General features: G+C 66.6%; 23 protein-coding genes. 14 read left to right on the plus strand and 9 right to left on the minus strand.

Annotated elements, in window-relative coordinates; all coding sequences use genetic code 11:
* The first annotated feature begins 72 nt into the window (after positions 1–72).
* From GTH22_RS16505 to GTH22_RS16560, 12 genes are all read left to right on the plus strand, one after another.
* Positions 73–1,098 carry a Gfo/Idh/MocA family protein gene (locus GTH22_RS16505; protein WP_252946617.1) on the plus strand — a complete coding sequence of 342 codons (1,026 nt, stop codon included), beginning with the start codon at positions 73–75 and terminating at the stop codon, positions 1,096–1,098.
* Between the two features lie 68 nt (positions 1,099–1,166).
* Positions 1,167–2,093: a D-ribose ABC transporter substrate-binding protein gene (locus GTH22_RS16510; RefSeq protein WP_371928362.1), complete on the plus strand. Its 927-nt coding sequence runs from the start codon at positions 1,167–1,169 to the stop codon at positions 2,091–2,093.
* A gap of 80 nt (positions 2,094–2,173) precedes the next feature.
* Entirely contained in the window at positions 2,174–2,818 is a 645-nt protein-coding gene (locus GTH22_RS16515; RefSeq protein ID WP_252946618.1) for a DUF2291 family protein, read from the plus strand.
* Complete coding sequence (locus GTH22_RS16520) at positions 2,815–4,350, plus strand: sugar ABC transporter ATP-binding protein (RefSeq protein ID WP_252946620.1); 1,536 nt, start codon at positions 2,815–2,817, stop codon at positions 4,348–4,350. Before GTH22_RS16515 ends, GTH22_RS16520 begins: the two co-directional genes overlap by 4 nt.
* The gene (locus tag GTH22_RS16525; protein WP_252946621.1) at positions 4,347–5,399 is read left to right on the plus strand and encodes an ABC transporter permease; all 1,053 of its coding nucleotides are present in this window, start codon (positions 4,347–4,349) and stop codon (positions 5,397–5,399) included. The genes GTH22_RS16520 and GTH22_RS16525 overlap by 4 nt, the downstream gene beginning before the upstream one ends.
* Positions 5,400–5,725: 326 nt before the next feature.
* A complete protein-coding gene (locus tag GTH22_RS16530) occupies positions 5,726–7,342 on the plus strand; it encodes a GMC family oxidoreductase N-terminal domain-containing protein (protein ID WP_252946622.1) in 1,617 nt (538 codons plus the stop codon).
* A gap of 65 nt (positions 7,343–7,407) precedes the next feature.
* Entirely contained in the window at positions 7,408–8,523 is a 1,116-nt protein-coding gene (locus tag GTH22_RS16535) for a mandelate racemase/muconate lactonizing enzyme family protein (RefSeq protein WP_252946623.1), read from the plus strand.
* Positions 8,524–8,554: 31 nt separating this feature from the next.
* Positions 8,555–9,814, plus strand: coding sequence for an FAD-binding oxidoreductase (locus tag GTH22_RS16540; protein WP_252946625.1), 1,260 nt, complete (start codon positions 8,555–8,557; stop codon positions 9,812–9,814).
* Between the two features lie 129 nt (positions 9,815–9,943).
* On the plus strand, positions 9,944–11,011 hold the full coding sequence (locus GTH22_RS16545) for an extracellular solute-binding protein (RefSeq protein ID WP_252946626.1): 1,068 nt from the start codon (positions 9,944–9,946) through the stop codon (positions 11,009–11,011).
* Positions 11,012–11,056: 45 nt separating this feature from the next.
* Positions 11,057–12,181: an ABC transporter ATP-binding protein gene (locus GTH22_RS16550; protein WP_252946628.1), complete on the plus strand. Its 1,125-nt coding sequence runs from the start codon at positions 11,057–11,059 to the stop codon at positions 12,179–12,181.
* Positions 12,178–13,044, plus strand: coding sequence for an ABC transporter permease (locus tag GTH22_RS16555; RefSeq protein WP_252946630.1), 867 nt, complete (start codon positions 12,178–12,180; stop codon positions 13,042–13,044). Before GTH22_RS16550 ends, GTH22_RS16555 begins: the two co-directional genes overlap by 4 nt.
* Positions 13,045–13,048: 4 nt before the next feature.
* Entirely contained in the window at positions 13,049–13,900 is an 852-nt protein-coding gene (locus GTH22_RS16560) for an ABC transporter permease (RefSeq protein ID WP_252946632.1), read from the plus strand.
* 3 nt (positions 13,901–13,903) lie between these two features.
* On the opposite strand, the gene speA is transcribed toward GTH22_RS16560, so the two are convergent.
* The 5 genes from speA to GTH22_RS16585 form a co-directional block, all read right to left on the minus strand.
* Positions 13,904–15,799: a biosynthetic arginine decarboxylase gene (gene speA / locus GTH22_RS16565; RefSeq protein ID WP_252946633.1), complete on the minus strand. Its 1,896-nt coding sequence runs from the start codon at positions 15,797–15,799 to the stop codon at positions 13,904–13,906.
* A 69-nt stretch (positions 15,800–15,868) separates the two neighbouring features.
* The gene (locus tag GTH22_RS16570) at positions 15,869–16,954 is read right to left on the minus strand and encodes an ATP-binding protein (protein ID WP_252946634.1); all 1,086 of its coding nucleotides are present in this window, start codon (positions 16,952–16,954) and stop codon (positions 15,869–15,871) included.
* A 2-nt stretch (positions 16,955–16,956) separates the two neighbouring features.
* Positions 16,957–17,442 (minus strand): response regulator, encoded by a 486-nt coding sequence (locus GTH22_RS16575; RefSeq protein WP_252946636.1) that lies wholly within the window; start codon positions 17,440–17,442, stop codon positions 16,957–16,959.
* On the minus strand, positions 17,439–19,643 hold the full coding sequence (locus tag GTH22_RS22285; protein WP_252946637.1) for an ATP-binding protein: 2,205 nt from the start codon (positions 19,641–19,643) through the stop codon (positions 17,439–17,441). Before GTH22_RS22285 ends, GTH22_RS16575 begins: the two co-directional genes overlap by 4 nt.
* 19 nt (positions 19,644–19,662) lie before the next feature.
* Positions 19,663–20,391, minus strand: a complete 729-nt coding sequence (locus GTH22_RS16585) for a response regulator (protein WP_252946639.1) — start codon at positions 20,389–20,391, stop codon at positions 19,663–19,665.
* 169 nt (positions 20,392–20,560) lie between these two features.
* On the opposite strand from GTH22_RS16585, the gene GTH22_RS16590 reads away from it, so the two are divergent.
* Together GTH22_RS16590 and GTH22_RS16595 are read left to right on the plus strand one after the other, a co-directional pair.
* The gene (locus GTH22_RS16590; RefSeq protein WP_252946641.1) at positions 20,561–21,256 is read left to right on the plus strand and encodes a DUF1045 domain-containing protein; all 696 of its coding nucleotides are present in this window, start codon (positions 20,561–20,563) and stop codon (positions 21,254–21,256) included.
* A 60-nt stretch (positions 21,257–21,316) separates the two neighbouring features.
* A complete protein-coding gene (locus GTH22_RS16595; RefSeq protein WP_252946642.1) occupies positions 21,317–22,060 on the plus strand; it encodes a 3-keto-5-aminohexanoate cleavage protein in 744 nt (247 codons plus the stop codon).
* A gap of 47 nt (positions 22,061–22,107) precedes the next feature.
* Here GTH22_RS16595 and GTH22_RS16600 read toward each other — a convergent pair whose 3' ends face one another.
* The 4 genes from GTH22_RS16600 to GTH22_RS16615 are packed head-to-tail and all read right to left on the minus strand — an operon-like array spanning position 22,108 to position 25,752.
* Positions 22,108–23,250, minus strand: coding sequence for an ABC transporter permease (locus GTH22_RS16600; RefSeq protein WP_252946643.1), 1,143 nt, complete (start codon positions 23,248–23,250; stop codon positions 22,108–22,110).
* Complete coding sequence (locus GTH22_RS16605) at positions 23,247–24,179, minus strand: ABC transporter ATP-binding protein (RefSeq protein ID WP_252946644.1); 933 nt, start codon at positions 24,177–24,179, stop codon at positions 23,247–23,249. The genes GTH22_RS16600 and GTH22_RS16605 overlap by 4 nt, the downstream gene beginning before the upstream one ends.
* A complete protein-coding gene (locus GTH22_RS16610; RefSeq protein ID WP_252946645.1) occupies positions 24,176–25,132 on the minus strand; it encodes an HlyD family secretion protein in 957 nt (318 codons plus the stop codon). Before GTH22_RS16610 ends, GTH22_RS16605 begins: the two co-directional genes overlap by 4 nt.
* Complete coding sequence (locus tag GTH22_RS16615; protein ID WP_252946646.1) at positions 25,129–25,752, minus strand: CerR family C-terminal domain-containing protein; 624 nt, start codon at positions 25,750–25,752, stop codon at positions 25,129–25,131. Before GTH22_RS16615 ends, GTH22_RS16610 begins: the two co-directional genes overlap by 4 nt.
* Positions 25,753–25,813 lie beyond the last annotated feature (61 nt).

Here is a 25,813-nt window from a genome sequence, read left to right on the forward strand (position 1 = left end):
GCCGGTTGCGCGGGCATTCTACGGTGCCTGCGCCTTGGACGCGGGGCGGGGGAGAACAGTCTTGGAGGGGACATGCTGAAAGGCGGTATCATTGGCACCGGATTCTTTGCCGGCAACCATCTGAACGGCTGGAAGGCGGTTGAGGGGGCAGAGATCGTTGCGCTCTGCGACCTCGACGCGGAGAAGGCGAAGGCCGCTGCGGGCGCCTTTGACATTGCCCATGTGCACGGGGATGCCGAGGAGATGCTGACACGCCATCAGCTCGACTTCGTCGATATCATCACCACCGCCCCGACCCATCGCCCGCTTGTGGAACTGGCGCTGCGCCATGGTGTCCACGTGATCTGCCAGAAGCCATTTGCCGAGAACATGGCCGACGCCCGCGCGATGGTGGAGGCCGCCGACAGGGCGGGCAAGACCTTGATGGTGCACGAGAACTTTCGGTGGCAATCGGCGGTGCGCCGGGTGATCGAGCTGGTGCGCGCGGGCCGGATCGGGACGCCGTTTTTCTGCCGTGGCTCGTTTCGCTCGGGCTATGACGTGTTTTCGGGCCAGCCATATCTGGCTGAAGGCAAACGCTTCATCATCGAAGACCTCGGCATTCATGTGCTCGACGTGGTGCGCGCGCTGATGGGCGATGTTGCCCGCGTGTCGGCGGTGACGACGCGGGTGAACCCGGCGATCAATGGGGAGGATGTGGCGACGATCCTGCTCACCCATGAAAGCGGCATGGCCAGCGTGGTCGATTGCTCCTATGCCAGCCGCCGCAGCCCCGAGACCTTTCCCGAGACGCTGATCGAGATCGACGGCCCGGAAGGCACCATTCGGCTTGATGCGGGCTATCGGCTGACGGTTCAGGCCGGGGGCGAGGAAGAGGTGATCGACGCCTCGCCGCCGCTGCTCGATTGGGCCGAGCGCCCCTGGCACAACATTCAGGAGAGCGTTGTGACCATTCAGCAGCATTTCATTCACTGCCTGTCGGAAGGCGCGGTGCCGGAGACCTCCGGCGCTGACAACCTGAAGACATTCGCGCTGGTGGAGGCCGCCTATGTTTCGGCGGCTGAAGGGAGGAGCGTGCCGACCGACAGCATTGGCTGAGGAGGGCGCACAATGGTTCCGGCGACCCGGTGAACAAGGGGGTCGGACAACACGGAGGAGAGAAAGACATGACGTTCAAGACTGTAATCCGGGCCGCGGCGACGGCGCTCTTGGCGCTGCCAGTGATGGCATCGGCAGACACCATCGCGATCATCACCCCGAGCCATGACAACCCGTTCTTCAAGGCGGAGGCCGATGGTGCCGAAGCCAAGGCGAAGGAGCTGGGCTACGAGACAATGGTGCTTGTGCACGATGACGACGCCAACAAGCAGTCGGAGCTGTTCGACACCGTCATCGCCGCGGGTGTTTCGGCGATCATTCTCGACAACGCCGGGGCCGATGCCTCGGTGGCGGCGGTGCAGAAGGCCAAGGACGCGGGCATTCCGTCGTTCCTGATCGACCGCGAGATCACCGAGACGGGCGTTGCCGTCAGCCAGATCGTTTCGAACAACTACCAGGGCGCGCAGCTTGGCGCCGAGGAGTTCGTGAAGCTGATGGGCGAAGAGGGCAAATATGCAGAACTGGTGGGCAAGGAGAGCGACACCAACGCCGGCATTCGCAGCCAAGGCTACCATGACGTGATCGACCAGTATCCCGAGCTGGAGATGGTGGCCCAGCAGACCGCGAACTGGTCGCAGACCGAAGCCTTCACGGTGATGGAGTCGATGCTTCAGGCCAACCCCGACATCAAGGGCGTGATCTCGGGCAACGACACCATGGCGATGGGCGCATGGGCCGCGCTGGAAGCCGCCGGCCGGACCGACGTGATCGTGGTGGGCTTCGACGGCTCCAACGACGTGCGCGACTCGATCAAGGCGGGCGGCATCAAGGCCACCGTGCTTCAGCCGGCCTATGCACAGGCGCAGATGGCGGTGGAGCAGGCCGACAAGTACCTGAAGACCGGCTCGACGGGCATGGACGAGAAGCAGCTCATGGACTGCGTTCTGGTGAATGGCGACAATGCTGCACAGCTCGAGACCTTCGCGCTGAAGTGATCGGCTTTTGCCTCAGCATGGGTCCGCGCGTGGCGTTCACGCGCGGACTTCGCGCAACGGGAACAAGGAAGAGCAGAAAGATGAACAGGGCATTCCTGCTCGCGCTGGCAGCCGCCATGTCTCTTGGCGTGGCGGGCTGCAAGATCGTCTATGACTCCGACAAGGACGAGACCGAAATTCCGGCAGGGCCGGAGGGTGATGACGCCCGCAACGCGGCGCGGCTGGAAGAGACCTTCGAGCCGCAACTGCTGCCCCATATCCGCGACAAGGCGCTCGACGTTGGGGAGCTGCGCCGCCAGATTGCCGCAGACCTCGAAGCCGCCGGGACTGCCCATGCCCAGCGGGGCGCCGGGGCGGGCGCGGCGTGGAACTTTCCGGTTCGGGGCACGGGTGTTGTTGTGGAGGCCAATCTCGAAAGCCGGGCCCGCACCCTGGGCCTCGACACCGACGATGACGCTGCTGCCGATGTGACGTTGCAGCTTGGCCCGGTCATCAAGGGCACAGCCCTGCGCGACGGCGTGCCGTTCTACAACTTCGACGATTTCCGCGACCAGATCGAATATGCCAAGCTCTCGCGGGCGCTGAACGACCGGATCACCGCCAGCATCGTGCTGCCGGAGGGCGACCCGCTGGGCCGCACCGTGACCTTCCTTGGCATCACGCCGCTTCGTGGCGCCGGTGACGAGGTGATCGTGACTCCTGCCGAGCTGAGTTTTCAGCCATGAGCGATAAGCATCCCATTGGCCTCAGCATTCGCGATGCGGTGAAGGTCTACCCCGGGACGCGGGCGCTCAAGGGCGTGGATTTCGATATCCGCATGGGTGCGGTCAACGTGCTGGTGGGCGAGAATGGCGCGGGCAAGTCGACGCTGATGAAGGTGATTTCCGGCGTCGAGCCGCTGACGGAGGGGCAGATCACCGTTGACGGGCAGCCGGTGCAGTTTCAGACCAAGGATGACGCGGTGCGGGCGGGCATCGGCATTGTGTTTCAGGAATTGAACCTGTTTCCCGACATGTCGGTGGCCGAAAACATCTTCATCGGTAACGAGCCGACCCGGGCGGGGTTTCATCTCGACACCCGAAGCCAGCGGGCGCGCAGCGCGGAGCTGCTCCGCAGGCTGGAACAGAAGATTGACCCCGATACGCCGCTCGGCTTCCTGAAGATCGGGCAGCAGCAGATCGTGGAGATTGCCAAGGCGCTGGCCGAGGATGCGCGCATCCTGATCCTCGACGAGCCGACCTCTGCGCTTTCGGCGGTTGAGGTGGAGGTGCTGTTCAAGCTGATCGACGAGCTGACGGCGCAGGGGGTGGGGATTGTCTATATTTCGCACCGGCTGGAGGAGCTGATCCGGATTGGCGACTACATCACGGTGCTGCGCGACGGCGAGATCACCGGTAGCCGCAGCATGGACGGCGTGGACCTGCGCTGGATCGTGGAGGCGATGATCGGCGGGGCGCAGAAGGATTTTGCAGCGTCGATCGGGCATGAGCCGGGCGACGAGGTGTTTCGGGCCGAGGATGTGGTGTTGCCCAAGATGGGCGGCGGCTACCACGTGGATCACGTTTCGCTCGATGTGAAGGCCGGCGAGATCGTGGGGATCTACGGGCTGATGGGGGCGGGGCGCACCGAGTTGATGGAATGCATCATCGGGCGGCATCCGGGCAGCTCGCTGGGGCGCTACTTCATCGACGGAAAGGCGCTACGGAGCACCGCCATTGCCGACCGGATCTCGCAGGGGATCGCGCTGGTGCCGGAAGATCGCAAGCGTGACGGGCTGGTGCAGATCATGGCGATCCGCGAGAATCTGACGCTGTCGTCGCTGGGCAGCCTCGCGCGCGGGTTTCACCTTGATCTCGGGAAAGAGGCGGCGCGGGCGATGGAGTTCATCAAGCGGCTGACGATCAAGGTTTCCAGCCAGGAAAATCCGGTTTCGTCGCTGTCGGGCGGCAACCAGCAGAAGGTGGTGATCGGCAAGGCGCTGATGACCGGGCCGAAGATTTTGCTGATGGACGAGCCGACCCGGGGCGTCGACGTTGGCGCCAAGGCCGAGATCTATCGCGTGATGCGCCAGCTCGCGGCCGAGGGGCTGGCGGTGCTGTTCTCGACCTCGGAGATCGAGGAATGCATGGCGTTGAGCGACCGGGTTCTGGTCATGGCCGACGGCAGGGTGACCGGCGAATTCAGCAACAGGTCGGAGGTGGCCGAAGTGCTTGCGGCAGCCTCTCCAATCACTTCAGTCAGGGAGAGCGCCGCATGAGCGTCACCGCCCAATCGCAACCGGCAGCACAGGTGAACTGGCTTTTGCTGCTGCTCAAGGCCCGCACCTTTGTGGCCCTGATCCTCGTGTTCGGCTACTTCGCCTTCGCCGCGCCGAACTTTCTGAGCGTGGCCAACGCGGTGCTGATCTCGAAGCATGTCGCGATCAACGCCTTTCTCGCGATCGGCATGACCTATGTGATCATCACTGGCGGCATCGACCTGTCGGTTGGTTCGGTAGTGGGGCTCACCTCGATGATTGCGGGCTATCTGCTGCTTAACGGCATAGACCTCGGCCTTGGCTGGTCTATCCAGTTCAACACGCTGGAGATCGTGCTGATGGTCTGCGTGGTGGGGGTGTTCGTGGGCTGGGTGAACGGGCTGCTGATCACGCGGCTCAACGTTGCGCCCTTCATCGCCACGCTTGGGATGCTCTACATCGCGCGGGGTGCGGCGCTGCTGATGTCGGGGGGGCGGACCTTTCCGAACCTCAACGGCAACCCGGATTATGGCTCGCACACCTTTCCGCTGATCGGGGCGGGCAACCTGTTTGGCATTCCGGTGATGATCTGGATCCTGATCGCGGTTGCGCTGCTGGCGACCTACATCGCCCAGCGCACGCCGCTGGGGCGGCATATCTATGCGACCGGCGGCAACGAGCGCGGCGCGGAGCTTTCGGGCGTGCGGGTGCGGCGGGTGAAGATGTTTGTCTACATGTTCTCTGGTCTGATGGCTGCTCTGGTGGGGCTTATCATTGCCTCACAACTCAAGGCCGCCCACCCGGCGACCGGCGAGTTCTTCGAGTTGAATGCCATTGCCGCGGCGGTGCTTGGCGGCACGTCTATGTCGGGCGGGCGCGGACGGATCTGGGGCACGATCGTGGGCGCCTTTGTCATCGGCATCCTGTCCGACGGGCTGGTGATGATGGGCGTGTCGTCCTTCTGGCAGATGGTCATCAAGGGCTTGGTCATCGTGGCCGCCGTCGTCATCGACCAGGCCCAGAGCCGGTTGCAGGCGCGGGTTGCGCTGGCGCAGGAGGCCGCGGGCTGAGGGCTTTCAGGGCGGTGCCGGGTGCGGGGGTCGGGCTGTTGCTCAAGTGACGTGGGGCAGGGCGGATCGCTCGGATTGGGGCGAGAAACGATGGACCGGCTTGCCGGCACGCGGTAACAGTCGCGGACGGAGTTCAGGGGCCATGGAAGGTCCGCGGAAAGGATCGTCCCGGGCAGTATGACCATCTCGAAGCTTGCGCGAAATCCCTATTCCCTCGCCATGGCGGTCAAGTTCCTTTGCGATGTCGAGCCGTTCAACCGGTTCACCGAGAGGGAGCCGTAGTGGGGCTTTAGGGTCGGGGCTTCAAAGGCAGGGGAGCGTGGCCTGTGGAGACGATCGAATGCGACGTGGTGGTGGTGGGCGCGGGCTCTTCGGGCTGCGTGGTGGCGGCGCGGCTGGCGGAGCGGGCCGGGCTGCGGGTGTGCGTGCTGGAGGCGGGCGGGGGCGATCTGAGCCCATGGGTGCGGATGCCGATCGGCTATGGCGGGGCGTTCTACCACCCGCGCCTCAACTGGCGCTACTACACCGAGCCGGAGCCGGGGCTGGGCGGGCGCGCGGCCTATTGGCCGCGGGGCAAGGTGATTGGCGGTTCGAGTTCGATCAACGCGATGGTCTTCATCCGGGGGCAGGCCGAGGACTACGACCGCTGGGCGGCGGCGGGCTGTGCCGGGTGGAGCTACGAAGAGGTGCTGCCCTATTTCAAGCGGCTGGAAGACAACGCGGCGGGGGCCGACGATTGGCGTGCCACGGGCGGGCCGATCGGGGTGAAGGAGGTGTCGGCGGAGGTGCATCCGCTGAGTCATGCCTTCGTCGCCGCCGGGCAGGCGGCGGGCCATGCGCGGAACGGGGATTTCAACGGGGCGCGCCAGGAGGGGGTCGGGTTTTACCAGATCACCACGCGGGGCGGCTTTCGCGCCTCGGCGGCGGCGGGCTACCTGCGGCCCGCGCTGCGGCGCCGGGCCCTGCGGCTGGAGACGGGCGCCCATGTAACCCGGCTGCTGTTCGAGGGGCGGCGGTGCAGCGGCGTGGAGTTTCAGCGCGGCGACCGGCTGGTGAAGGTGAAGGCGACGCGGCAGGTGGTGCTCGCGGCCGGGGCTATCGGCTCGCCGCAGATCCTCCAGCTTTCGGGGCTGGGCGACCCGGAAATGCTGAGTTCCCACGGGATAGAGACTGTTTGTGCCGCGCCGGGGGTGGGGCAGAACCTGCAGGATCACATCGGGTTTGACCTTGTTTACGAGGCCACCACCCCGACGCTGAATGCCACTTTGGGCTCGTGGCTGGGCCGGGCCGGGGCCGGGATGCGATATGTGATCACACGGGGCGGGCCGCTTTCGCTCTCGGTCAATCAGGCGGGCGGGTTCGTGCGCAGCGATGCGGGGCGGGAGCGGCCCAACCTGCAACTGTACTTCTCGCCTCTGTCCTACACCCGCGCCGTGCCGGGCAAGCGACGGCTGATGAAGCCCGATGCCTTTGCGGGCTTCATGATCGGGATCTCCAACTGCCACCCCAAGAGCCGGGGCGCGCTGCACATCCGCTCGGCGGACCCGATGGAGGCCCCGGCCATCCGGCCCAACTACCTGAGCGCGCCGGAAGACCTTGACGAGCTGCTGGCCTCGGTGCCGATCATGCGGGCCATTGCCGCCCAACCGGCGCTGGCCGAGGTGACCCGCGCGGAGCTGAAGCCCGGCCCGGCGGTGACGGAGCGGGCGGCGCTGGAAGACTACATTCGGGCCGTCACAGGCTCTGTCTTCCATCCCTGCGGCACCTGCGCGATGGGCGCGGAAGAGACGGCGGTGGTGACGCCGGACCTTCGGTTGCGGGGCGTGGAGGGGCTGACGGTGGCGGATGCCTCGGTGATCCCGGCGATCACCTCGGGCAACCTGAACGCCCCGGCGCTGATGATCGGGGAGAAGGCCGCCGACCTCGTGGCGGCGCGGCTCTGACGCTTTGCCCCTTGCCCGCGCCTCGCGCCCCGCGTTCTATCGGCCCCGAAAGAAGGAGCGCCGCCATGCAGATCCGCAAGATCGAAACCTTTGCCACGCCGGATGTCGGCTTTACCCGCGTGACCGACGAGGCGGGCAACGAGGGGTGGGGGCAGGTTTCGACCTATCAGAGCGATATCACGGCGCAGGTGCTGCACCGGCAGGTGGCGCCGCATGTGCTGGGGGTGGAGTTTGACCCGGAGACCGGCGCGGATGACCTGTTTGATCGGGCTTGGGAGAAGGAGCACAAGTTTCCGGGCTCCTACATGTGCCGGGCGATCGGCGGGGTGGAGACGGCGCTTTGGGATCTGCGCGGGAAGGTTGCGGGAAAGCCGGTGGCGGCGCTGCTGGGCGGGAGCGCCGGGCCGTTGCGGGCCTATGCCTCTTCGATGAAGCGGGACATCACGCCGGAGCAGGAGGCCGAGCGCTTTCGGCGGCTGCGGGGGGAGAAGGGGTTTGATGCCTTCAAGTTCCGGATCGGAGCCGAGTGCGGGCGCGGGCAGGATGAGTGGGAGGGGCGGACGGAAGAGATCATCCCCATCATCGCAAGGGCCGTGGGCGGCGCGGGGGTGGCGCTGCTGGCGGATGCGAACTCCTGCTACGGGCCGGAGAGGGCGATACATTACGGGAAGATGCTGCAGGACAATGGCATCGTGCATTACGAGGAGCCTTGCCCCTATTGGGAGCTGGAGCAGACCGCCGAGGTGACGGCGGCGCTGGAGATCGACGTGACGGGGGGCGAGCAGGATTGCTGGCTGCCGACGTGGAAGCGGATGTTCGAGCTGAAGGCGGTGAACGTGGCGCAGCCGGATGTGCTTTATGCCGGTGGCATCGGGCGCACGCTGCGGATTGCGAAGATGGCCGAGGCGGCGGGGTTGGTGGTGACGCCCCATGCGGCCAATCTGGGACTTGTAACACTATTTACAATGCACCTGCTGCGGGCCATCCCCAATGCCGGGCCCTACCTGGAGTTCTCCATCGAGGAGGCCGACTATTACCCCTGGCAATACGGGCTTTACCGGAACGACCCCTACCGCGTGGAGGGCGGCAGGGTGAGCGTGACAGAGGCGCCCGGCTGGGGCGTGGAGATTGCGCCGGAGTGGCTCGACAAGGCCGCCCATGCCGTGAGCGCGGCGGATTGAAACGAAACCGGCGACAGGGCAGGCTCTGCCGATGGAGCTGAAATCCACGCCCTATTGGTGGGACACCACCCCGCCTGCGCAGATCGAGCGTCCGCCGCTGCCGCAACGCGCCGACGCGGTGGTGATCGGCTCGGGCTACACCGGGCTGCATGCCGCGCTTCAGATTGCGCGGGGCGGGCGCAGCGTGGTGGTGCTGGAAAAGGGCCAGCCGGGGGAGGGGTGCAGCACACGCAATGGCGGGCAACTCAGCTATTCGATCAAGCCGAGCCTGCGGGCGTTGACGGCGAAGCACGGGGCCGAGACGGCGGCGGCGATTCGGGCCGAGGGGCCGGCTTCGCTGGCGTTTCTGGGAGATTTCATCGGCGCGGAGGGGATCGACTGCGACTATCGGCTCTGCGGGCGGTTCGACGGGGCGGCCACGGCGCGCGCCTACGTGGAGATGAGCCGGGAGGCGGATGGCGAGCATGTCATCGCGGTGCCGAAGGGCGCGCAGCGCGGGGAGATCGGGAGCGACTGGTATCACGGTGGGATCGTGCACCGGAATTACGGGTCGCTCGACCCGGGCCGCTACCATGCCGGGCTGCTGAACGCGGCGCTGGCCGCCGGGGTGACGGTGGTGCCCGACTGCCCGGCGGAGGCGATGGACGAGGGGCTGAACAGCGTGACCGTCAGCACGCCGCATGGCCGCATCGCCACCTCGGACGTGGTGATTGCGACCAATGGATACACGCCCAAGGCCGCGCCATGGCACCGCAAGCGGGTGATCCCGATTGGCAGTTACATCATAGCGACGGAGGAGCTGCCGAAGGCCGATGTTGCCCGGCTGTTTCCGCAGAACCGGGTGTATTGCGACAGTCGCCGGGTGATCTACTACTACCGCGCCTCGCCGGATGGAAAGCGGGTGCTGTTCGGCGGGCGCGCGGCGGCGGGCGAGGCGGGGGCGGGGATGGCGGCGAAGCGGCTCAGGGCCGAGATGGTGCGGCTCTTTCCCGAGCTGGAGAGCGTGGGGATCAGCCATAGCTGGATGGGGTTTGTGGCCTTCACCTTCGACAAGCTGGCCCATACCGGCGCGACGGGGCCGATCCACCACGCCATGGGCTATTGCGGATCGGGGATCGGTATGGCCTCCTATCTGGGAATGAAAGCGGGGCTCAGGGTGCTGGGGGACAAGGCCGGGGAGACCGCGATGATGCGGCCCGGCTTTCCGACGCGGCCTCTCTACAGCGGCGATCCGTGGTTTCTGCCGGCCGCGGTGGCGAGCTACCGGATGATGGACCGCTTCGGTTTGTAACGGCAGTGTATCGGTTAAGGCCCGCGCACGGAATTTTCCTTTCGATCCGTGCGGTTCTGGGCTTCACTCACCAAAGGCCCGCGTCAGACGGGCCGCTCCAACGTCAATGACCCAACCGGAGGACTTGAAATGAAACCCACTTTCCGCGCCCTGCTTGCCGGAACCGCGATGGTTCTGGCAGCCGGCACCGCCAGCGCCGAGACGCTGCGCCTGCTCACCTGGGGCGGCTATGCGCCCGAGGATGTGATTGCGAAGTTCGAAGAGGAATACCCCGACATCGACGTTGAGGTGACGCTGTCGAACAACGAGGAGATGATCGCCAAGCTCCGCGCCACCGGCGGCACCGGCTTTGACCTTGCCCAGCCGAGCCATGACCGGGTCTATGCCGCGCAGCTCGAGTACAACATCTACAAGCCGCTCGATCTGAGCAAGATCGACACCGACAAGATGACGCCGAACCTGCTCGAAGGCGTGAAGGCCAACACCACCATCGAGGGCGAGGTCTACTCGGTGCCGCACCAGTGGGGCACCAGCGGGATCATGGCGAACACCGCCGAAGCCCCGGATGTGACAGGCTGGAACGACCTGTGCGACGAAAAATACGCTGGCCGCACCTCGATGCGCCTGCGCCGCACGATCCTGCTGGGCACCGCCTTCGGCATGGGCAAAGACCCGTTTGCCCTCTACGCCGACCCGGAAGCCTACCAGCAGATGCTGGACGAGGTGACCGAGAAGCTCATCGCCTGCAAATCCGTGATCAAAACCTACTGGAGCGGCGGCGACGACCTGAGTGCGCTGATGCTCTCGGGCGAGGTCGTGGTGTCGGAGACATGGGACTCGACCGCCTTCAAGCTTTACGGCGAGAACCCCGACATCGTGTTCGTGCCGCCGGAAACCGGCGCGCTGGCCTGGATCGACACCTTCACCATCCCGCGCGGTGGCGAGGCGGACGATGCGGCCTACAAGTGGATCAACTTCGTGCTGCGGCCCGAGATCACCAAGATGATGTCGGCCTCGACCGGCGCCATTGCCGCCGTGCCGAACGGGATCGACCTGATGCCCGACGACAAGAAAGCGGCGATTTCGGCAGGGTTCGACCAGACTGACCTGGATAACCTGAAGTTCTTTGCCAACATCCCGCCGGGGATCGAAGACATGGAAGGCCTGGCGCTGGAGCGCATCAAGGCTGCCAATTGAGAGAACGGGCCGGGGCCTTGCGCTCCGGCCCTTTTTCATTGCGGGATGGCGGGACAAGTCCCGCCCTACGCCCGCCCGGAAGACAGAAAGACCGCCCCCATGTATGACCTGAGCTGCACCGATCTCACCAAGACGTTCGGCACCTTTACCGCCGTCTCCGATGTGTCGCTCGACATTCCTTCGGGGTCGTTCTTTTCGATCCTCGGGCCGTCGGGCTGCGGCAAGACCACGCTGATGCGGATGATCGCGGGCTTCGAGAGCCCGACTTCGGGGGATATTGCCATCAAGGGCGAGAGCGTGCTGCGGCTGCCGCCCAACAAGCGCAACGTGAAGATGGTGTTTCAGCACCTCGCGCTGTTTCCGATGATGAGCGTGGGCGAGAACATTGCCTATGGCCTGCGCTGCCGCGGCGAGCCGAAGAGCGAGATTGCCGGCAAGGTGGCCCGCGTGCTGGACCGGGTGGGGCTGCCGGGCAACGAGGACAAGAAGATCGAGCAGCTCTCGGGCGGCCAGAAGCAGCGGATCGCCATTGCGCGCTGCATGGTGCTGGAGCCGGATGTGCTGCTGCTGGACGAGCCGCTGGGCGCGCTGGACCTCAAGCTGCGCGAGCATATGAAGATCGAGCTGAAGCAGTTGCAGCATCAGTTCGAGACCACGTTTCTTTACATCACCCATGACCAGAGCGAGGCGCTGGTGATGAGCGACAACGTGGCGGTGATGAACGCCGGGCGCTTCGAGCAGATCGGCGCCCCGAAGGCGCTTTATGACGCGCCCGCCTCGGGCTTCGTGGCCGGGTTCGTGGGCGATGCCACGGTGCTTGGGGGCAAGCTGGGCGAGGTGCGCGGCAGCCAGGGCAAGGTGAAGCTGGAAGGCGGGCAGGAGGTGGTTGGCACCGTCTCCGATGGCAGCAAGAGCGGCGATGCGGTGGAGGTGTTTCTGCGGCCGGAGGCGCTGAAGCTGGGTGCGGGCGATGCCGGCTGCCAGCTTGGCGGCAAGGTCGAGAGCCTTCTGTTCAACGGCGCCTCGAGCCGGATTCTGGTGCAGACCGGACGGCACCTGATCGAGGTGGCCGACCCGGAGCAACGCGCCGGGGTGGAGCAGGGCAGCGCCGTGACGGTGAGCTGGAGCCCGGAGCGTGCCCGGATCTTTGCCCGGAGGCCCGGCGTATGAGCCGCGATGCGGGCAAGCTCTCGCTGATCCTGCTGTTCACGCCCTTTGCGCTGTGGATCGGGCTGCTGATCATCCTGCCGCAGTTCGGGATTGGCTATGTGTCGATCCGCGAGAAGGTGGGGATCAACCAGTATGAATACGGTCTGAAGAACTACATAGATTTCATCACCGAGCCGGTCTATCGCAACACGCTGCTGCGCACGGCCTGGATGAGCATTCTGGTCACGGCGCTGGCGCTGGTGATCGGCTTTCCGATTGCGTGGTACATTGCCAAGATCGCGCGGGAGCGGAGCCGGGCGGCGCTGTTCCTGATGTGCCTCATCCCGCTGTGGGTGAGTGACCTTGTGCGGGCGTACGGCTGGATCGTGCTGTTGCGCGAAACCGGGGTGATCTCGATGACGCTGGTGAAATGGGGGATCATAAACCAGCCGGTGGAGATGTTGTATAACGACATGACGGTGATCATCGGGCTGGTCTACACGGTGATCCTGTTCATGATCGTGCCGCTGGTGAGCACCCTGCAAGGCATGGACGACGCGCTGCTGGAGGCGGGTTACAACCTTGGTGGCTCGCGCGTCACCGTATTTCGGCGGATCATCGTGCCCTATGCGATGCCCGGCATCGTGGCGGGCTGCATCATCACCTTCATGCTCACGGCGGGCAGCTACCTCACGCCGATCCTGCTGGGGGGCAAGAATTCGAGCTGGTTCACCGAGCAGATCTACAACCAGTTCATCACCCGATACAACTGGGAGAGCGGCTCGGCCTTTGGCGTTTCGCTGCTTGTCTTCACCTCCTTCGTGGTCTGGGCCGGGCTCCGGCTGACCGGGCAGAGCCTGGCGACCACCGTGGCGAAGGAGTAGGGCGATGCAGGGTTCCGCCGGGCTGATGTGGATTTACCGGGGCTACGTGGTGGCCTTCTTTCTCTACCTCGTGGCACCGCTGGTGGCGGCCGGGGTGTTTGCCTTCAACGACAGCATGTTTCCGTCGCTGCCGTGGAACGGGTTCACCTGGGATTGGTTCTTTTCGCCCAACGAGCCGAAGCTGGGGCTGTTTCATGACGACCGGCTGCTGCAGGGGCTTGGCAACTCGCTCTATATCGGGGTGATCGTGGCGGCGCTTTCGGTGGCGGTGGGCACCTGCAACGCCTTCCTCTTCGTGCGCAAGGACTTCCGGTTCAAGAACGCGCTCTACGTGCTGATGGTGGTGCCGCTGGTGATTCCGGGGGTGATCCTTGGCATCTCGATCCTGGTGTTTGCCTCGACCCTCGCCAACCTGGCCGACCAGTGGTTTGGCCTCTTCCTCACATGGCTGCGGCCCGGCGTGCCGCTGGTGGTGCTGGGGCAGTTCTCGTTTCTGGTGACGATCACATCGCTGGTGATCGCCGCGCGGCTGCAGAAGTTCGACATTTCGCTGGAGGAGGCGGCGCTGAACCTCGGGGCCTCGCGGGTGCGCACGCTGGCGACGGTGACGCTGCCGTTTCTGGTGCCGGCGATGTTCTCGGCCTTCGTGGTCGCCTTCCTGGTGAGCTTCGAGAACTTCAACACCACGCTCTTCCTCGTCGGCTCCGACTCGCCGCTGACCATCACCATGTATGACCGCATGGTGAAGGCGGGCAGCACCCCCGTGCTGAACGCAACATCGGTGGTGCTGATGCTGGGCTCGGGGATGCTGGCGCTGATCTCGGTGCTGGCACAAAGGCCGAAGAAGCAGGCCTAGGGCCTATTCGAAGTAGGTGTAGCCGTTCATCGAGTTGCGGAAGGCCTCGATCAGTTCGCGGCCCTCGTTGGCGTCGATCCCGCCCTCGGAAATGGCGGCATCGACCCGCTTGCGGAAGCCGTCGGAGATGTTGCGCGGGGTGTATTCGACGTAGCTCAGAACCTCGCTGATCGTGTCGCCCTGAAGCTCCTCGACCAGATCGAAGCCGCCATCGTCGCGCAGGGTGATGGTGGCCACGTTGGTGTCGCCGAAGAGGTTGTGGAGGTCGCCGAGGGTTTCCTGGTAGGCGCCGACGAAAAAGGTGCCGAAGTGGTAGCGCTCGCCCTCCTCGACCGAGTGCACGGGGAGGGTGGAGGCGGTGCCGCCGTCGAGGATGAACCGGTCGATCTTGCCGTCGCTGTCGCAGGTGATGTCGGCAAGGATGGCGCGTCGGTCGGGGGCCTCGTTGAGCCGTTGGAGCGGCACGAGGGGGTGGAGTTGGTCGATCGCCCAGACGTCGGGGAGCGATTGGAACAGCGAGAAGTTGCAGTGCAGGATGTCTGCGGTGGTGTCGAGCTGGTCGAGAATTTCGGCGGGGCCGCCGGGGGCCTCGGCGATGTCGTGGATGCGCGACATGAGCCAGAGATAGATGCGCTCGCCGCGGGCCACCTCGCGCAGGCCGATGGCGCCGCGGCGGAACATGGCGCGCAGCTCGTTGCGGTAATAGCTGGCGTCGTTGATGCACTCCTGCAGGCGGTTCGGCTCGAGGTAGGCGGCGATGCCGGCGATGTCGGACACGAGGTGATGGTCGCCCGGCTCGGGCTCGGGGGCGCTTTCGACATCGTAGCGGGTGGTTTCGAGCACGTCGAAGACCAGCGCGGCCGAGAGCGCGACCACGCCGCGCCCGCTTTCGGTGACGAGGGTGGGGTGGGATGCCCCGGCCTCGTCCATCGCGTATTTCACGGTTTCGACGATGTTGGTGCAATACTCGGCCACCGAGTAGTTGACCGAGCTTTCGGAGGCGCGGGCTTCGCCGGTGTAGTCGATGCCCAGCCCGCCGCCGAGATCGAGGTGGGTGAGGGGCACGCCCTCGCCCAGCAGCTCGGTGAAGTAGCGGCAGGCCTCGGAGGCGGCGCGGCGCACGTCGTTGACGTCGGGGATTTGGGAGCCGAGGTGGCTGTGCTGGAGCGTGAGGCAGTGCAGCAGGCCGGCTTCCTTGAGCTTTTCGACTGCCGTAACGAGCTGTTCGGAATTGAGGCCGAAGGCGGAGCGGTCGCCCGAGCTGGCGGCCCATGCGCCGCCGATCTGGTTGGTGAGCTTGATGCGCACGCCGAGCAGCGGGTCGATGCCCAGATCCTTGGCGACGCGAATGGCGATATCGACCTCGTTCAGCGATTCCAGCACGATATAGGTGTTGAACCCGGCCTTGCGCGACAGGGTGGCGAGGCGGACGAACTCCTCGTCCTTGGTGCCGTTGCAGATGATCAGCGCCTCGCGGGCAAGAGGCTGGCCGAGGGCGATGACCAGCTCGGGCTTGGAGCCGGCCTCGAGGCCGTAGCCCATGGGTGCGCCGTACTCCACAATACGGCGAACCACCTGCTCCTGCTGGTTCACCTTGATCGGAAACACGCCGCGATAGCTGCCTTTGTACCCGGCGCGGGCGATGGCGTCGGAGAAGCTGCCGGTGACGCGGCCGAGCCCGTATTCGAGAAACTGGGTGATGCGCAGCAGCACCGGGGTCTGGATGCCGCGTTGGGAGAGCGCGTTGACGATGCCGGGCAGGCTGACGGGCTGCGCACCGGGGGAGAGCGGGTTGACCAGCCCGATCTCGCCGTTGTCCATCACTTCGACGAGGCCGCGGCCCCAGCGATCGACTCCGTAGATGGCGTGGGGGGCGGCTGGCTCTTGAGGGTTGGTCACCTATTGCTCCTGCAGGCTGGGGCGTTTGTTGCCCCGGATGGTAGAGCATCGGCGCCGGGCTGCAACGGGTCAGCCGGTGCGGGCGAGTTTTGCGGTGCTGCGCGGCAGGGTGACGTGGATGGAGGTGCCCTCGGTGGTGGCTTCGTCGCACCAGATGCGCCCGCCGTGACGGTCGACCACCTTGCGGCAGGTGGCCAGCCCGAGGCCGGTGCCGGGGATGGCGGCGGCGACGGGCAGGCGCTTGAAGGGCTCGAAGATGGTCTGGCGATACTGGGGCGCGACGCCGATGCCCTTGTCGGCGATCTCGAAATGCACCGTGTCGGCGGCCTCGGTGCAGCGGATGGTGATGCGGGGCGGGCCATTGCCAGCGTACTTGATGGCATTGCCGATGAGGTTTTGCAGCAGTTGCACGATCTGCGGGGCGTGGCAGATGAGGCTGCCGGTGGCCTCGACCGAAAGTTCGGCCCCGCTGCGCTCGATCTCGGCCAGAAGCGACAGGCGGGCCTCTTCGACCAGCTCGGCGGCGGTGACATGCTCGGCCAGGGTTTCGCGGTCGAAGTGGACATGGCTGGCGAGGCTCGTGACCAGCGCGTGGAGCCGGTCGGCGGATTTGCCGATGAGCTGCACATCGCGGCTGACATCGGTTTGGCGCTGTTCGGCGAGGTCTTCGTTCAGCTTGTCGACCAGAAAGCGCATGGAGCGGATCGGGGCCTTGAGGTCGTGGACGAGCACCTCGGAGAACATCGACAGGTCTTCGCGCTGCTCGTCGAGCTGCCAGCGCATCCGGGCGAGCTTGCAGCCGGTCTCGATCACCCGGTCGAGGGCGGAGGCGCAGATGTTGCGCTTGGGCAGGTAATCGACGGCGCCGCGCTGGATGGATTCCTTGGCGATCTCCTCATCGCCCTGGCCGGTCATGACGCAGATGGCGGCGCGGGGCCAGCGGGTGGAGAGGGGGGCGATGAGATCGACGCCCTTCGTGTCGGGGAGCATGTAATCGAGGAAGATCACATCGGGGTCGGGCAGGTCGGCGGTTGCGGCCTCGGCGCCGCTGGCGGCTTCGCTCAGCTCGGCGGTTTCGCTGCGCTGGGTTATGAGCCTGCGCAGGAGCTTTCGGTCGCCCGCGTCATCATCGACCACCAGAACCTTGAGCACCATGTCTAGCCTCCCCGTGGCACGCCGGGTTTCGACATGTCCGGCAGGATCACGAGGCGCCAGAAGTGCTCGACGGTGTCGATCAGGCGCAGAAAGTCGAGGCCCGCGTTGCCCTTGAGGATGTAGCCGGCAACGTTGTTGTCATAGGCGCGGGCGATGTCGGTTTCGTCCTCGGAGGTGGAGAGCATGAAGACCACCGCGCGGTTGAGGCGCGCGTCCTTGCGCAGTTCGGCCATGAACTCGTGGCCGTTCATCCGGGGCATGTTGATGTCGAGCAGGATGAGGAAGTGCTCAGGCGGGGCGGTTTCTGCCTCGCCGCGCAGGAAGCCGAGGGCCTCGATCCCGTCGCGCAGCCGATGGATCGGGTTGGCGATGCGGGATTTGGCGAGGGCGCGGCGGACGGCCTTGGCATCGCCATCGTCATCCTCGATCAGGATGATGTTGAGGAGGTCCTTTGCAACGGGGGGCGGGACGCGCAGGGGCTGGTTCATGCGGCGATTTCCTGTGGGGGCGTGGCGGCGGGGCGGGGCCAGGTGAGGCGGAAGGTGGTGCCGCGGGTGCCGTCGGAGTGAAGCTCGATCCGGCCGCCGGCGACCTCGACATGCTTGCGCACCATCGCTAGCCCCATGCCGGAACCTTCGATCTCGTCGCGGGGGCGCAGGGTCTGGAAGATCTGGAACACCCGTTCGTGGAACTCCGGGGCGATGCCGGGGCCGTCATCCTCGACGGTGAAGAGCCAGGCGGCGGGGGTTTCGGTGAAGCCGAGGCGCACCCGGCCCTCGGGGCGGTCATGGTGCTTGAAGGCGTTGGAGACGAGGTTGAGCAGCACGACCTGCAGCGGCATGAGCGGCAGGGTGGCGGTGGCGAAGGGCCCCTCGGTTTCGAAGCGCATGCCGGGGGGCACGTTCAGCAGGCCCTTGAGATTGTCGAGAAATTCCGCGCCACCGACCTGCTCGACGGAGTGCTCGCGGCGGCCGATGCGGGAGTGTTCGAGCAGGTCGTTGAGGAGGTGCTCCATCCGGGTGGCGCGGCTTTGCAGGAGGTCGAGGCTCTCGCGGGTGTCGTCATCGAGGTAGGGGGCGAGATCGTCGGCCAGCCAGCCGGCGGCGTTCTGGATCACGCGGAGGGGGGCCTTGAGGTCGTGGCTGGCGACATAGGCGAACTGGTCGAGCTCCTCGTTGGAGCGCCGCAGCTGGCCGACGAGCTCCGCCATCCGGTTTTCGGCGGCGTGGCGCTCGGTGATGTCGCGGACCATGCCGATGAACTTGACCTCGCCGTGGAGTTCGGCCCGCGTGACCGAGATTTCGAGCGGCACCTTGAGGCCGGACTTGTGGCGCCCGAAGATCTCGCGGTTGCCGGCCATGCGGATGCTTTGCGCCCCGATGCCGGAGGCCGCGACGCGGGCGGGGTGCTCGGTGGCGTCCTGGTCGAACATCAGGCGGGTGAGGGGCTGCCCGGCGAGCTCGGCGGCCGAATAGCCGAACATGTCTTCGGCGGCGGGATTGATTTCTTCGATGCGGCCATCGCCGGAAATGGTGATGAGCCCGTCGGCCACGTTGCGCAGGGTCCAGCCCAAGCGGGCATGGCTGCGGTCGACCTCGTGGGTGAGACGCTCGAACCGCGTGGCCATTTCGGAGGCGAGGAGGTGGGTCACCACGCCTGCGAAACCGACCAGCAGGATGGTGAGGAGGAGATGGCGGACCAGCACTCCGGCGATGTTGGCGTCGAGCAGGTCGCGGGTGCCGAAGGTGAGCACCCCGAATTGCGCCGGGATCTGCCGGGAGGGATCAATCGGCACGGTGGAGAGGTAGATGAGGTCGTCATCGAGGTGGGCGAAGGTCTGGGTGCCGAGCTGGCTGCCGAGCGCCTCGACCTCGGGCAGCGGGCGATAGTCGGCATCGGTGTGGTGATGGAGGCGGGAGGTTTTGCCGTCGGGCTCGAAGAGCAGATAGTCGCCCGCGCTGTTCACCACGGCGACGGTCTGGTTCTTGAGGACTTCGGGGCGGGCGGCCTGGAGCAGTTGCTCGTAGTCGGCATTGAACACCAGCACGGCGTAGAGCTGGCCGGCCACATCGCGGACCGGCTGGATGTAGCGGATCGTGACCGGCCCCCCGTCGCGCTTGCCGTGCTCGCGGTTGTAGGTGATGGCGGAGAAATAGGGGGCGGTGGCCGGGTCGGTGCGGGCGCGGGTGAGATAAGGCTCGGCGCCCTTGCGCTGGAGTTCGGACTCGGAGACGCGGACCGGCTTGCCGCCGAGCTGATCGACGCGGACGATCTCGTGCCAGCCGTCATCGGCGAGGATCAGGCGGATCTGGGTGAAATGCGGCTGCACCTCGATGGTGTTGGCCATGATGACGGCGAGGCGGCTCTTCCAGTGGTCGAGGGTGGAGCCATCGAGCGGGTCGATGCCGGTGGGGAGCGCCCGCGCGATGCCGGCGATCGGGGGGTGGCGGGACACCGTGGCGCTCTGGTCTTCGACCGAGCGGAAGACCGCAGAGATCTGGCCCGCGTAGAAGCTGGCGCGCTGTTGCAGATCGGACTCCGCGGCCCGGAGCGCCGCCGACCGCGTGGTGAGCACGTGGTAGGAGCCGTAGAGCAGGCTCACCGTGAGAACCATGCCCACGGCGATGAGCGTGATCCGCCCGGCGAGTGCATGCGCCGCCCCGCTTCCGTCAGGTGACGCGCGTTTCACGGTGCCCCCCGCCCGCGCCCTAATGAGAGCCGCCTACGAGCTTGATGTTGCGGGCGGTTTCACGTTTGCCCTGCTCGACGATGGTCATCAGTTCATCGAGGAAGACCACGAGATCCTTGCAGCCGCGTTCCAGCATGGTGACATGCTCATCGACGGTCATGGTGCTTGCGTCCACCCGCATCTTGCGGATCTGGCCGAGGGTGGTTGAGAGGATTTCGCGCATTTCCGGCCCGCAGGAGGTGAGGAACTGCGAGATCGTGCGCTTCATCTTTTCCTGAAACGAGCGCGCGTCGGAAATGGAGGCAAAGAACATCCGCCGCTCGAAGGCGGAGACCATGGATTTGCGCAGGCTGTCGACCGATAGCTCCTCTTTCACCAGGTAGTCGGCACAGCCCTGGCGCATGGCCTCGACCGCGATGGTGCGGCGGGTGACGGAAGTGAGCATGATCGGGATGACCTGGGTCTGCTCCTCGTGGCCGAGGAGCACCTTGAGCGCATCGAGCCCGGTTTCCATGCCGAGGTTATGGTCGATGAACGCCACATCGAAGGGCGTTTCGAGCTTTTGGCGCATTTCTGCGATGGTGTAGGCCTCGGTGATGTCGAGATCGAGCCCGGCCCGCTCGCAGATGCGTTGCAGGCGGAGCTGGTCGATATCGTCATCGTCGAGGACGAGTGCCCGCAGCCGCGTGGATACGGCTGTGGCAGTGGCGGTGGCAACCGCGGGGAAGGGAATTGGCTGGTTCGGCATCTGGGCCTCCTGCGTCTTGTTGGCAAGCTGATGGCGGCAACCATAGGATTGGCGCTGTTAACATTTGGTTTCGTGCCGCAGGGCCCGGGGCTTCCCTTTCGTTAAATCTCGCAACAGGTTGTGCGGATCTGTCATGGCCCTGTTGCAGGGGTGCGGGAGGGTGAGGCCGATGGAAGAGTTCCGCCGATATGCGATCTACTACGCCCCGCCGGAGGGCCCGCTGGCCGATTTTGGCGCGGCTTGGCTGGGCTGGGATGCGGCAGGCGGTCAGGAGGTGGCGCAGCCGGAGGTGCCGGGCCTCGACATGGCGGCGATTGCCGAGGCGCCGCGGAAATACGGGTTTCATGGCACGATCAAGCCGCCGTTCCGGCTGTCGGCAGGGCATGACCGGGCCGGGCTGGAGGCAGCGCTGGAGGATCTGGCGCGGGGGCTGGAGCCGGTGGAGATGGCGGGGCTTCGGCTGGCGCGGATCGGGCGGTTCATGGCGCTTGTGCCGGTGGGTGACAGCGCGGCTCTCGAGCATCTTGCGGCGCGCGTGGTGGAGGGGCTCGATGGCTTCAGGGCAGTGCCCGAGGCGGCCGAGCTGGCACGGCGGCGGGCGGCGGGGCTGACTGAGCGGCAGGATGCGCTGCTGCTGCGCTGGGGCTACCCCTATGTGATGGAGGAGTTCCGGTTTCACCTGACCCTCACCGGCAGGCTGGAGGGCGCGGAAGCGGACCGGGTGGAGGCGGCGCTTGCGGAGCGGCTGGAGGGGTTGCTTCCGGCGCCGTTCCGGATTGGGTCTCTTTGCCTGTTCGGCGAGGGTAACGACGGGCGGTTTCGGCTGCTGCGCCGGGAGCCGCTGGGCGGGGGCGCTGCCGGCTGACGCCGGGCGGCTTGACGCTGCCCCGCGCAGGCGGGAGGTTGGGGCCGAGGAGAATTTTCAATGCAGCTTCCCAGCCTGATGGTGGCCCCGAACGGCGCCAGCAAGACACATGATGACCACCCGCGCCTGCCGCTGACCCTCGGGGAAGTGGTGCGCTGCGCCAGAGACTGCGCGGCGGCGGGCGCCGACGGGCTGCACCTGCATCTGCGCGACGGCGAGGGCGGGCATCTGCTCGACTCGGGGGCCTACCGCGAGGCGCTGGCGGAGCTGGCGCGGGCGCTGCCCGGCCTCGCGGTGCAGGTGACCACGGAGTCGGGCGGGCGGTATGGCCCGGGGCATCAGGCCCATGTGGCGCTGCATTCGGGGGCGGATATGGTCTCTGTCTCGGTGCGGGAGATCTGCCGGGAGGGCGAGGGGCTGGCGGCGCGGCTCTATGACGAGGCCGCGGCGCGGGGGATTGCGATACAGCACATCCTGTATGACCGGGAGGATGCGGTGCATCTGGAGCGGGTGCTGCCGGGCGGGGTGCAGGCGGAGACGCAACTGATTTTCGTGCTCGGGCGCTATGTGGCCGGGCAGGCCTCGGACCCGGCGATGCTGGAGCCGTTCATGGATTGGCTCGGCGGACGGCCGGCCGATTGGGCGGTGTGCGCCTTCGGGCGGGGAGAGACGGCGTGCCTGCGCGCGGCGGTGGAGGCCGGGGGCAAGATGCGGGTGGGGTTTGAGAACTCGCTGCTGCACGCGGATGGCACGGTGGCGGAGGACAATGCCGCGCGGGTGCGGGCGGTGGCGGGGTTTCGGTGAGATCCACGGCCATGGCCCCGTTGCGGTGCCGCCTGGGCTGAGCGGGCTCAGTCCAGCGTGCGGCGGAAGCGGGCGAGGGTGAGCAGGGTCAGCAGGCCGGTGAAGAGGGCCAGCGCGGTGAGGGGGGCCGTCACATCGGGCAGGTCAGCGCCCTTGAGCATCACGCCGCGGACGATGCGCAGAAAATGGGTGAGGGGAAAGATCTCGCCCAGGTATTGCGCCCAGAGCGGCATGCCCCGGAAGGGGAACATGAAGCCGGAAAGCATGATCGAGGGCAGGAAGAAGAAGAAGGTCATCTGCATGGCCTGCATCTGCGAGCGGGCCACGGTGGAGATCAGGTAGCCGAGGATCACCAGCGCCAGCACGAAGACGAAGACGCCGAAGAGCAGCAGCGAGAGCGAGCCGACGAAGGGGATGTGGAACATCGCCCGCGCGGCGATGAGCACCACGGCCACCTGCACCGCGCCGACCACGAGGTAGGGGATGACCTTGCCAAGCATGATCTCGAAGGGGGTGGCGGGCATGGAGAGCAGGTTTTCCATCGTGCCGCGCTCGGTTTCGCGGGTGAGCGCCATGGAGGTCATCATCACCATGGTGAGCTGAAGGATCACCCCGAGGAGACCGGGCACGATGTTGTATTGGGTGATGCCCTCGGGGTTGTAGCGGCGGTGCACGACGACCTGAAGCCGGGAGGCGGCCTGCGCGGCGGCCTCGGCCTCCTGCCCGGTTTCGCGCAGCAGCGCGTCGGCGGCGACCTGCGAGAGGGTGGAGACGGCGCCGGAGGCGACGGAGGGGTCGGAGGCATCGGCCTCGATCAGGATCGTGGGCGCATCGCCGCGCTCGACCTTGCGGCCGAAGTCGGAGGGGACCGTGACCACGAAGGCGACCTCGCCGCGGGCGATCATCCGCTCGGCCTCTGCGGCAGAGGCATGGGGCGCGATGAAGCGGTAGTAGTCGGTCAGCTCGAGGGCCGTCACCATGGCCCGCGTGTAGCGGTCCTGCGTGGGGGCGACGAGGGCGGCGGGCAGTTCCTTGGGGTCGGTGTTGATGGCAAAGCCGAAGAGGCAGAGTTGCAGCAGGGGCACGCCGAGCATCATGGCGAAGGTGAGCCGGTCGCGGCGCATCTGGATGCCTTCCTTGGCGATCAGGGTGCCGAGGCGGGCGAAGGAGAGGAGGCGGGAGAGGCTCATGCCATGTTGTCCGTGCTTTCGCTCATCAGGCGGATGAACACGTCTTCCAGCGAGGTTTCGGACTCGGTCAGGGTGCAGCCGGACTGTTGGGCGGCCGCCTCGGCGGAGGCGCGCAGCGCCGTGGCATCACGGCCGACCACGTGGAGATCGGCCCCGAAGTGGGCGACCTGCTCGACGCCGGCGGCGCCCTTGAGCGCGGCTGCGGCACTGGCGGTCTGGTCGGCGGTGCCGGAGAGGAGCAGGGTTGTGAGCGCGGCCTCCTCGACCACCTCCTCCACGGTGCCCCGGGCGACAAGCGCGCCATAGGCAATGTAGTTGATGCGGTGGCAGCGCTCGGCCTCGTCCATGTAGTGGGTGGAGACCAGCACGGTCAGGCCCTTGGCGGCCAGCGCGTGGATCTCGTCCCAGAACTCGCGGCGCGCCTTCGGGTCCACCCCCGCTGTCGGTTCGTCGAGCAGCAGGAGGTCGGGCTTGTGCATGATGCAGGCGGCCAGCGCGAGGCGTTGCTTCCATCCGCCGGAGAGAGACCCGGCGAGCTGCTTGCGGCGGGAGTGCAGGCCAAGGTCTTTCAGCGTGTCTTCCACCACCTGCCGCTTGCGGGGCAGGCGGTAGAGGCCGGCGACGAAGCGGAGGTTCTCTTCGATCGTGAGGTCTTCGTAGAAGCTGAACTTCTGGGTCATGTAACCGACCTTCAGCTTGATCGCGCGGCCCTCGGTGAGAATGTCGTGGCCCAGCACGCGGCCCTCGCCCGCATCGGGGGTGAGCAACCCGCACATCAGGCGGATGGTGGTGGTTTTGCCCGAGCCGTTGGGGCCGAGGAAGCCCGCGATCTCGCCGCGCTCGACGGTGAGGGAGACGTTGTTGACCACCCTCTTGTCGCCGAAGGACTTGGTGAGGCCCTTCACCGATATGGCGGGTTCGGCGCTCATTGTCCGGTCGTGCCCGGCAGGTCGACATCGACGATCTGGCCGGGCTTGAGGGAGGCCGCCCCGCCATCGGGGCGGGCCTCGACGAGGTAGACGAGCTTCTGGCGGTTCTCGAGCGAGTAGATCACCGGCGGGGTGAACTCGGGGCCTTCGGCAACGTAGTTGACGGTTGCGGTGAGCCCGGAGGCGCAGCCGTCGCAATTGACGGTGAGGCGGGCGCCGGGCGCGACCCGGGACACGGAGGTTTCGGGCACGTAGAGGCGGAGCTTCAAGGCGCTCTCGCCGAGGAGAGAGAGGACGGGGGCGGAGGGCCCGGCGTTTTCGCCGGCGATCCGGATGATATCGGTGATCTGGCCGGCGACCGGGGCGGTAAGGCGGCGTTGGGAGAGCGCCCATTCGGCCTGATCGCGGGCCGCGCTTGCCCCGTCGACCTGAGCCTGGGCGGCGGCGATCTGCTGGGCGCGGGCGGGCAGGCGGGCAACGGCAAGCCGGGCCTCGGCCTCGGCCACGGCGGCGCGGGCGACCTCTGCCGCCGTCTGGGCATCGTCGCGCTGGGCTGCCGTGGCCGCCCCGCGCTCTGCGAGTTGGGCCATGCGGGCGGCTTCGCGCTCGGCTTCGGCCTCGCGGGCGCGGGTTGAGGCGAGGGTGGCCTCGAGCACGCGCATCTCTTCGGGGCGCTGGCCCTCTGTCAGGTTTGCCAGCTCGTTCTGGGCCTGGGCCAGTGCGGCCTCGGCCTGGGCCAGGGCGATCTCGGCGTCGCGGCTTTCCATCTCGACCAGCAGGTCGCCAGGCACCACGCTGTCGCCCCGGCTGACGGCCACAGAGCGCACCTGCGCCGAGGCGATGGGGGCGACCAGCGTATACTCGCCCTCGACGTAGCCGGTGGCGAAGGGCAGCGGCGGGGCGCAGCCGGCGAAGAGGGCGGACAAGATGGGGATGGCGCAGAGGATGCTCATGAGCGGCTCCTTTCAAGGGCGGCATGGAGCTGTTCGGCGAGGGTGTCGGCAATGGCCTCGGCCTCGGAGGGGCCGGCGGTGTTCCAGCCCATGCGGCGCAGGACGAAGCCGCGGTTGATCCGGAAATAGACGAGCTGGCCGACGAAGCCGAAGACCGCGAGGCGGATGCTTTCGCTTTCGGGGGGGCGATTGGTGGCGGTGCCCCAGAGCACGCAGAGCAGCCTGTGGCGCGGCTCGAACAGGCGGTTGTAGAGCGTTTCGGAGGCCTCCCCTGCCTCGGTCAGCACGCGCAGGACGAAGGGCACGACCTCGCCCGCCTCGTCGGCGGTGAAGAGGTAGGCGATGGCGCGGCGCAGCAGGGCCTCGAGCGCATCGGCGGCGGTTTGTGGAGAGGCGTTGGCGGCGATGGGAAGCTCGGACACGAGGGTCATCCGGCGGGCCACCTCGGTGACGCAGGCCTCGTAGAGACCGGCCTTGCCGCCGAAGTGGTAGGCGATGGAGGCAACGTTGGTGCCGGCCTGCGCCGCGATGGCGCGGGTGGAGGCCCCGGCAAAGCCGCTTTCGCCAAACAGCCGGAGGCCGGCGTGGAGGAGGGCGTCTCGGGTGGGGTGGATGTCCATGAGACGCGGTTTAATCAAACGATTGATTGAGGGCAAGAGAATCTTGTGGCCGGGCGGCGGC

The sequence above is a fragment of the Oceanicola sp. 502str15 genome (assembly GCF_024105635.1).
Taxonomy (GTDB): Bacteria; Pseudomonadota; Alphaproteobacteria; order Rhodobacterales; family Rhodobacteraceae; genus Vannielia.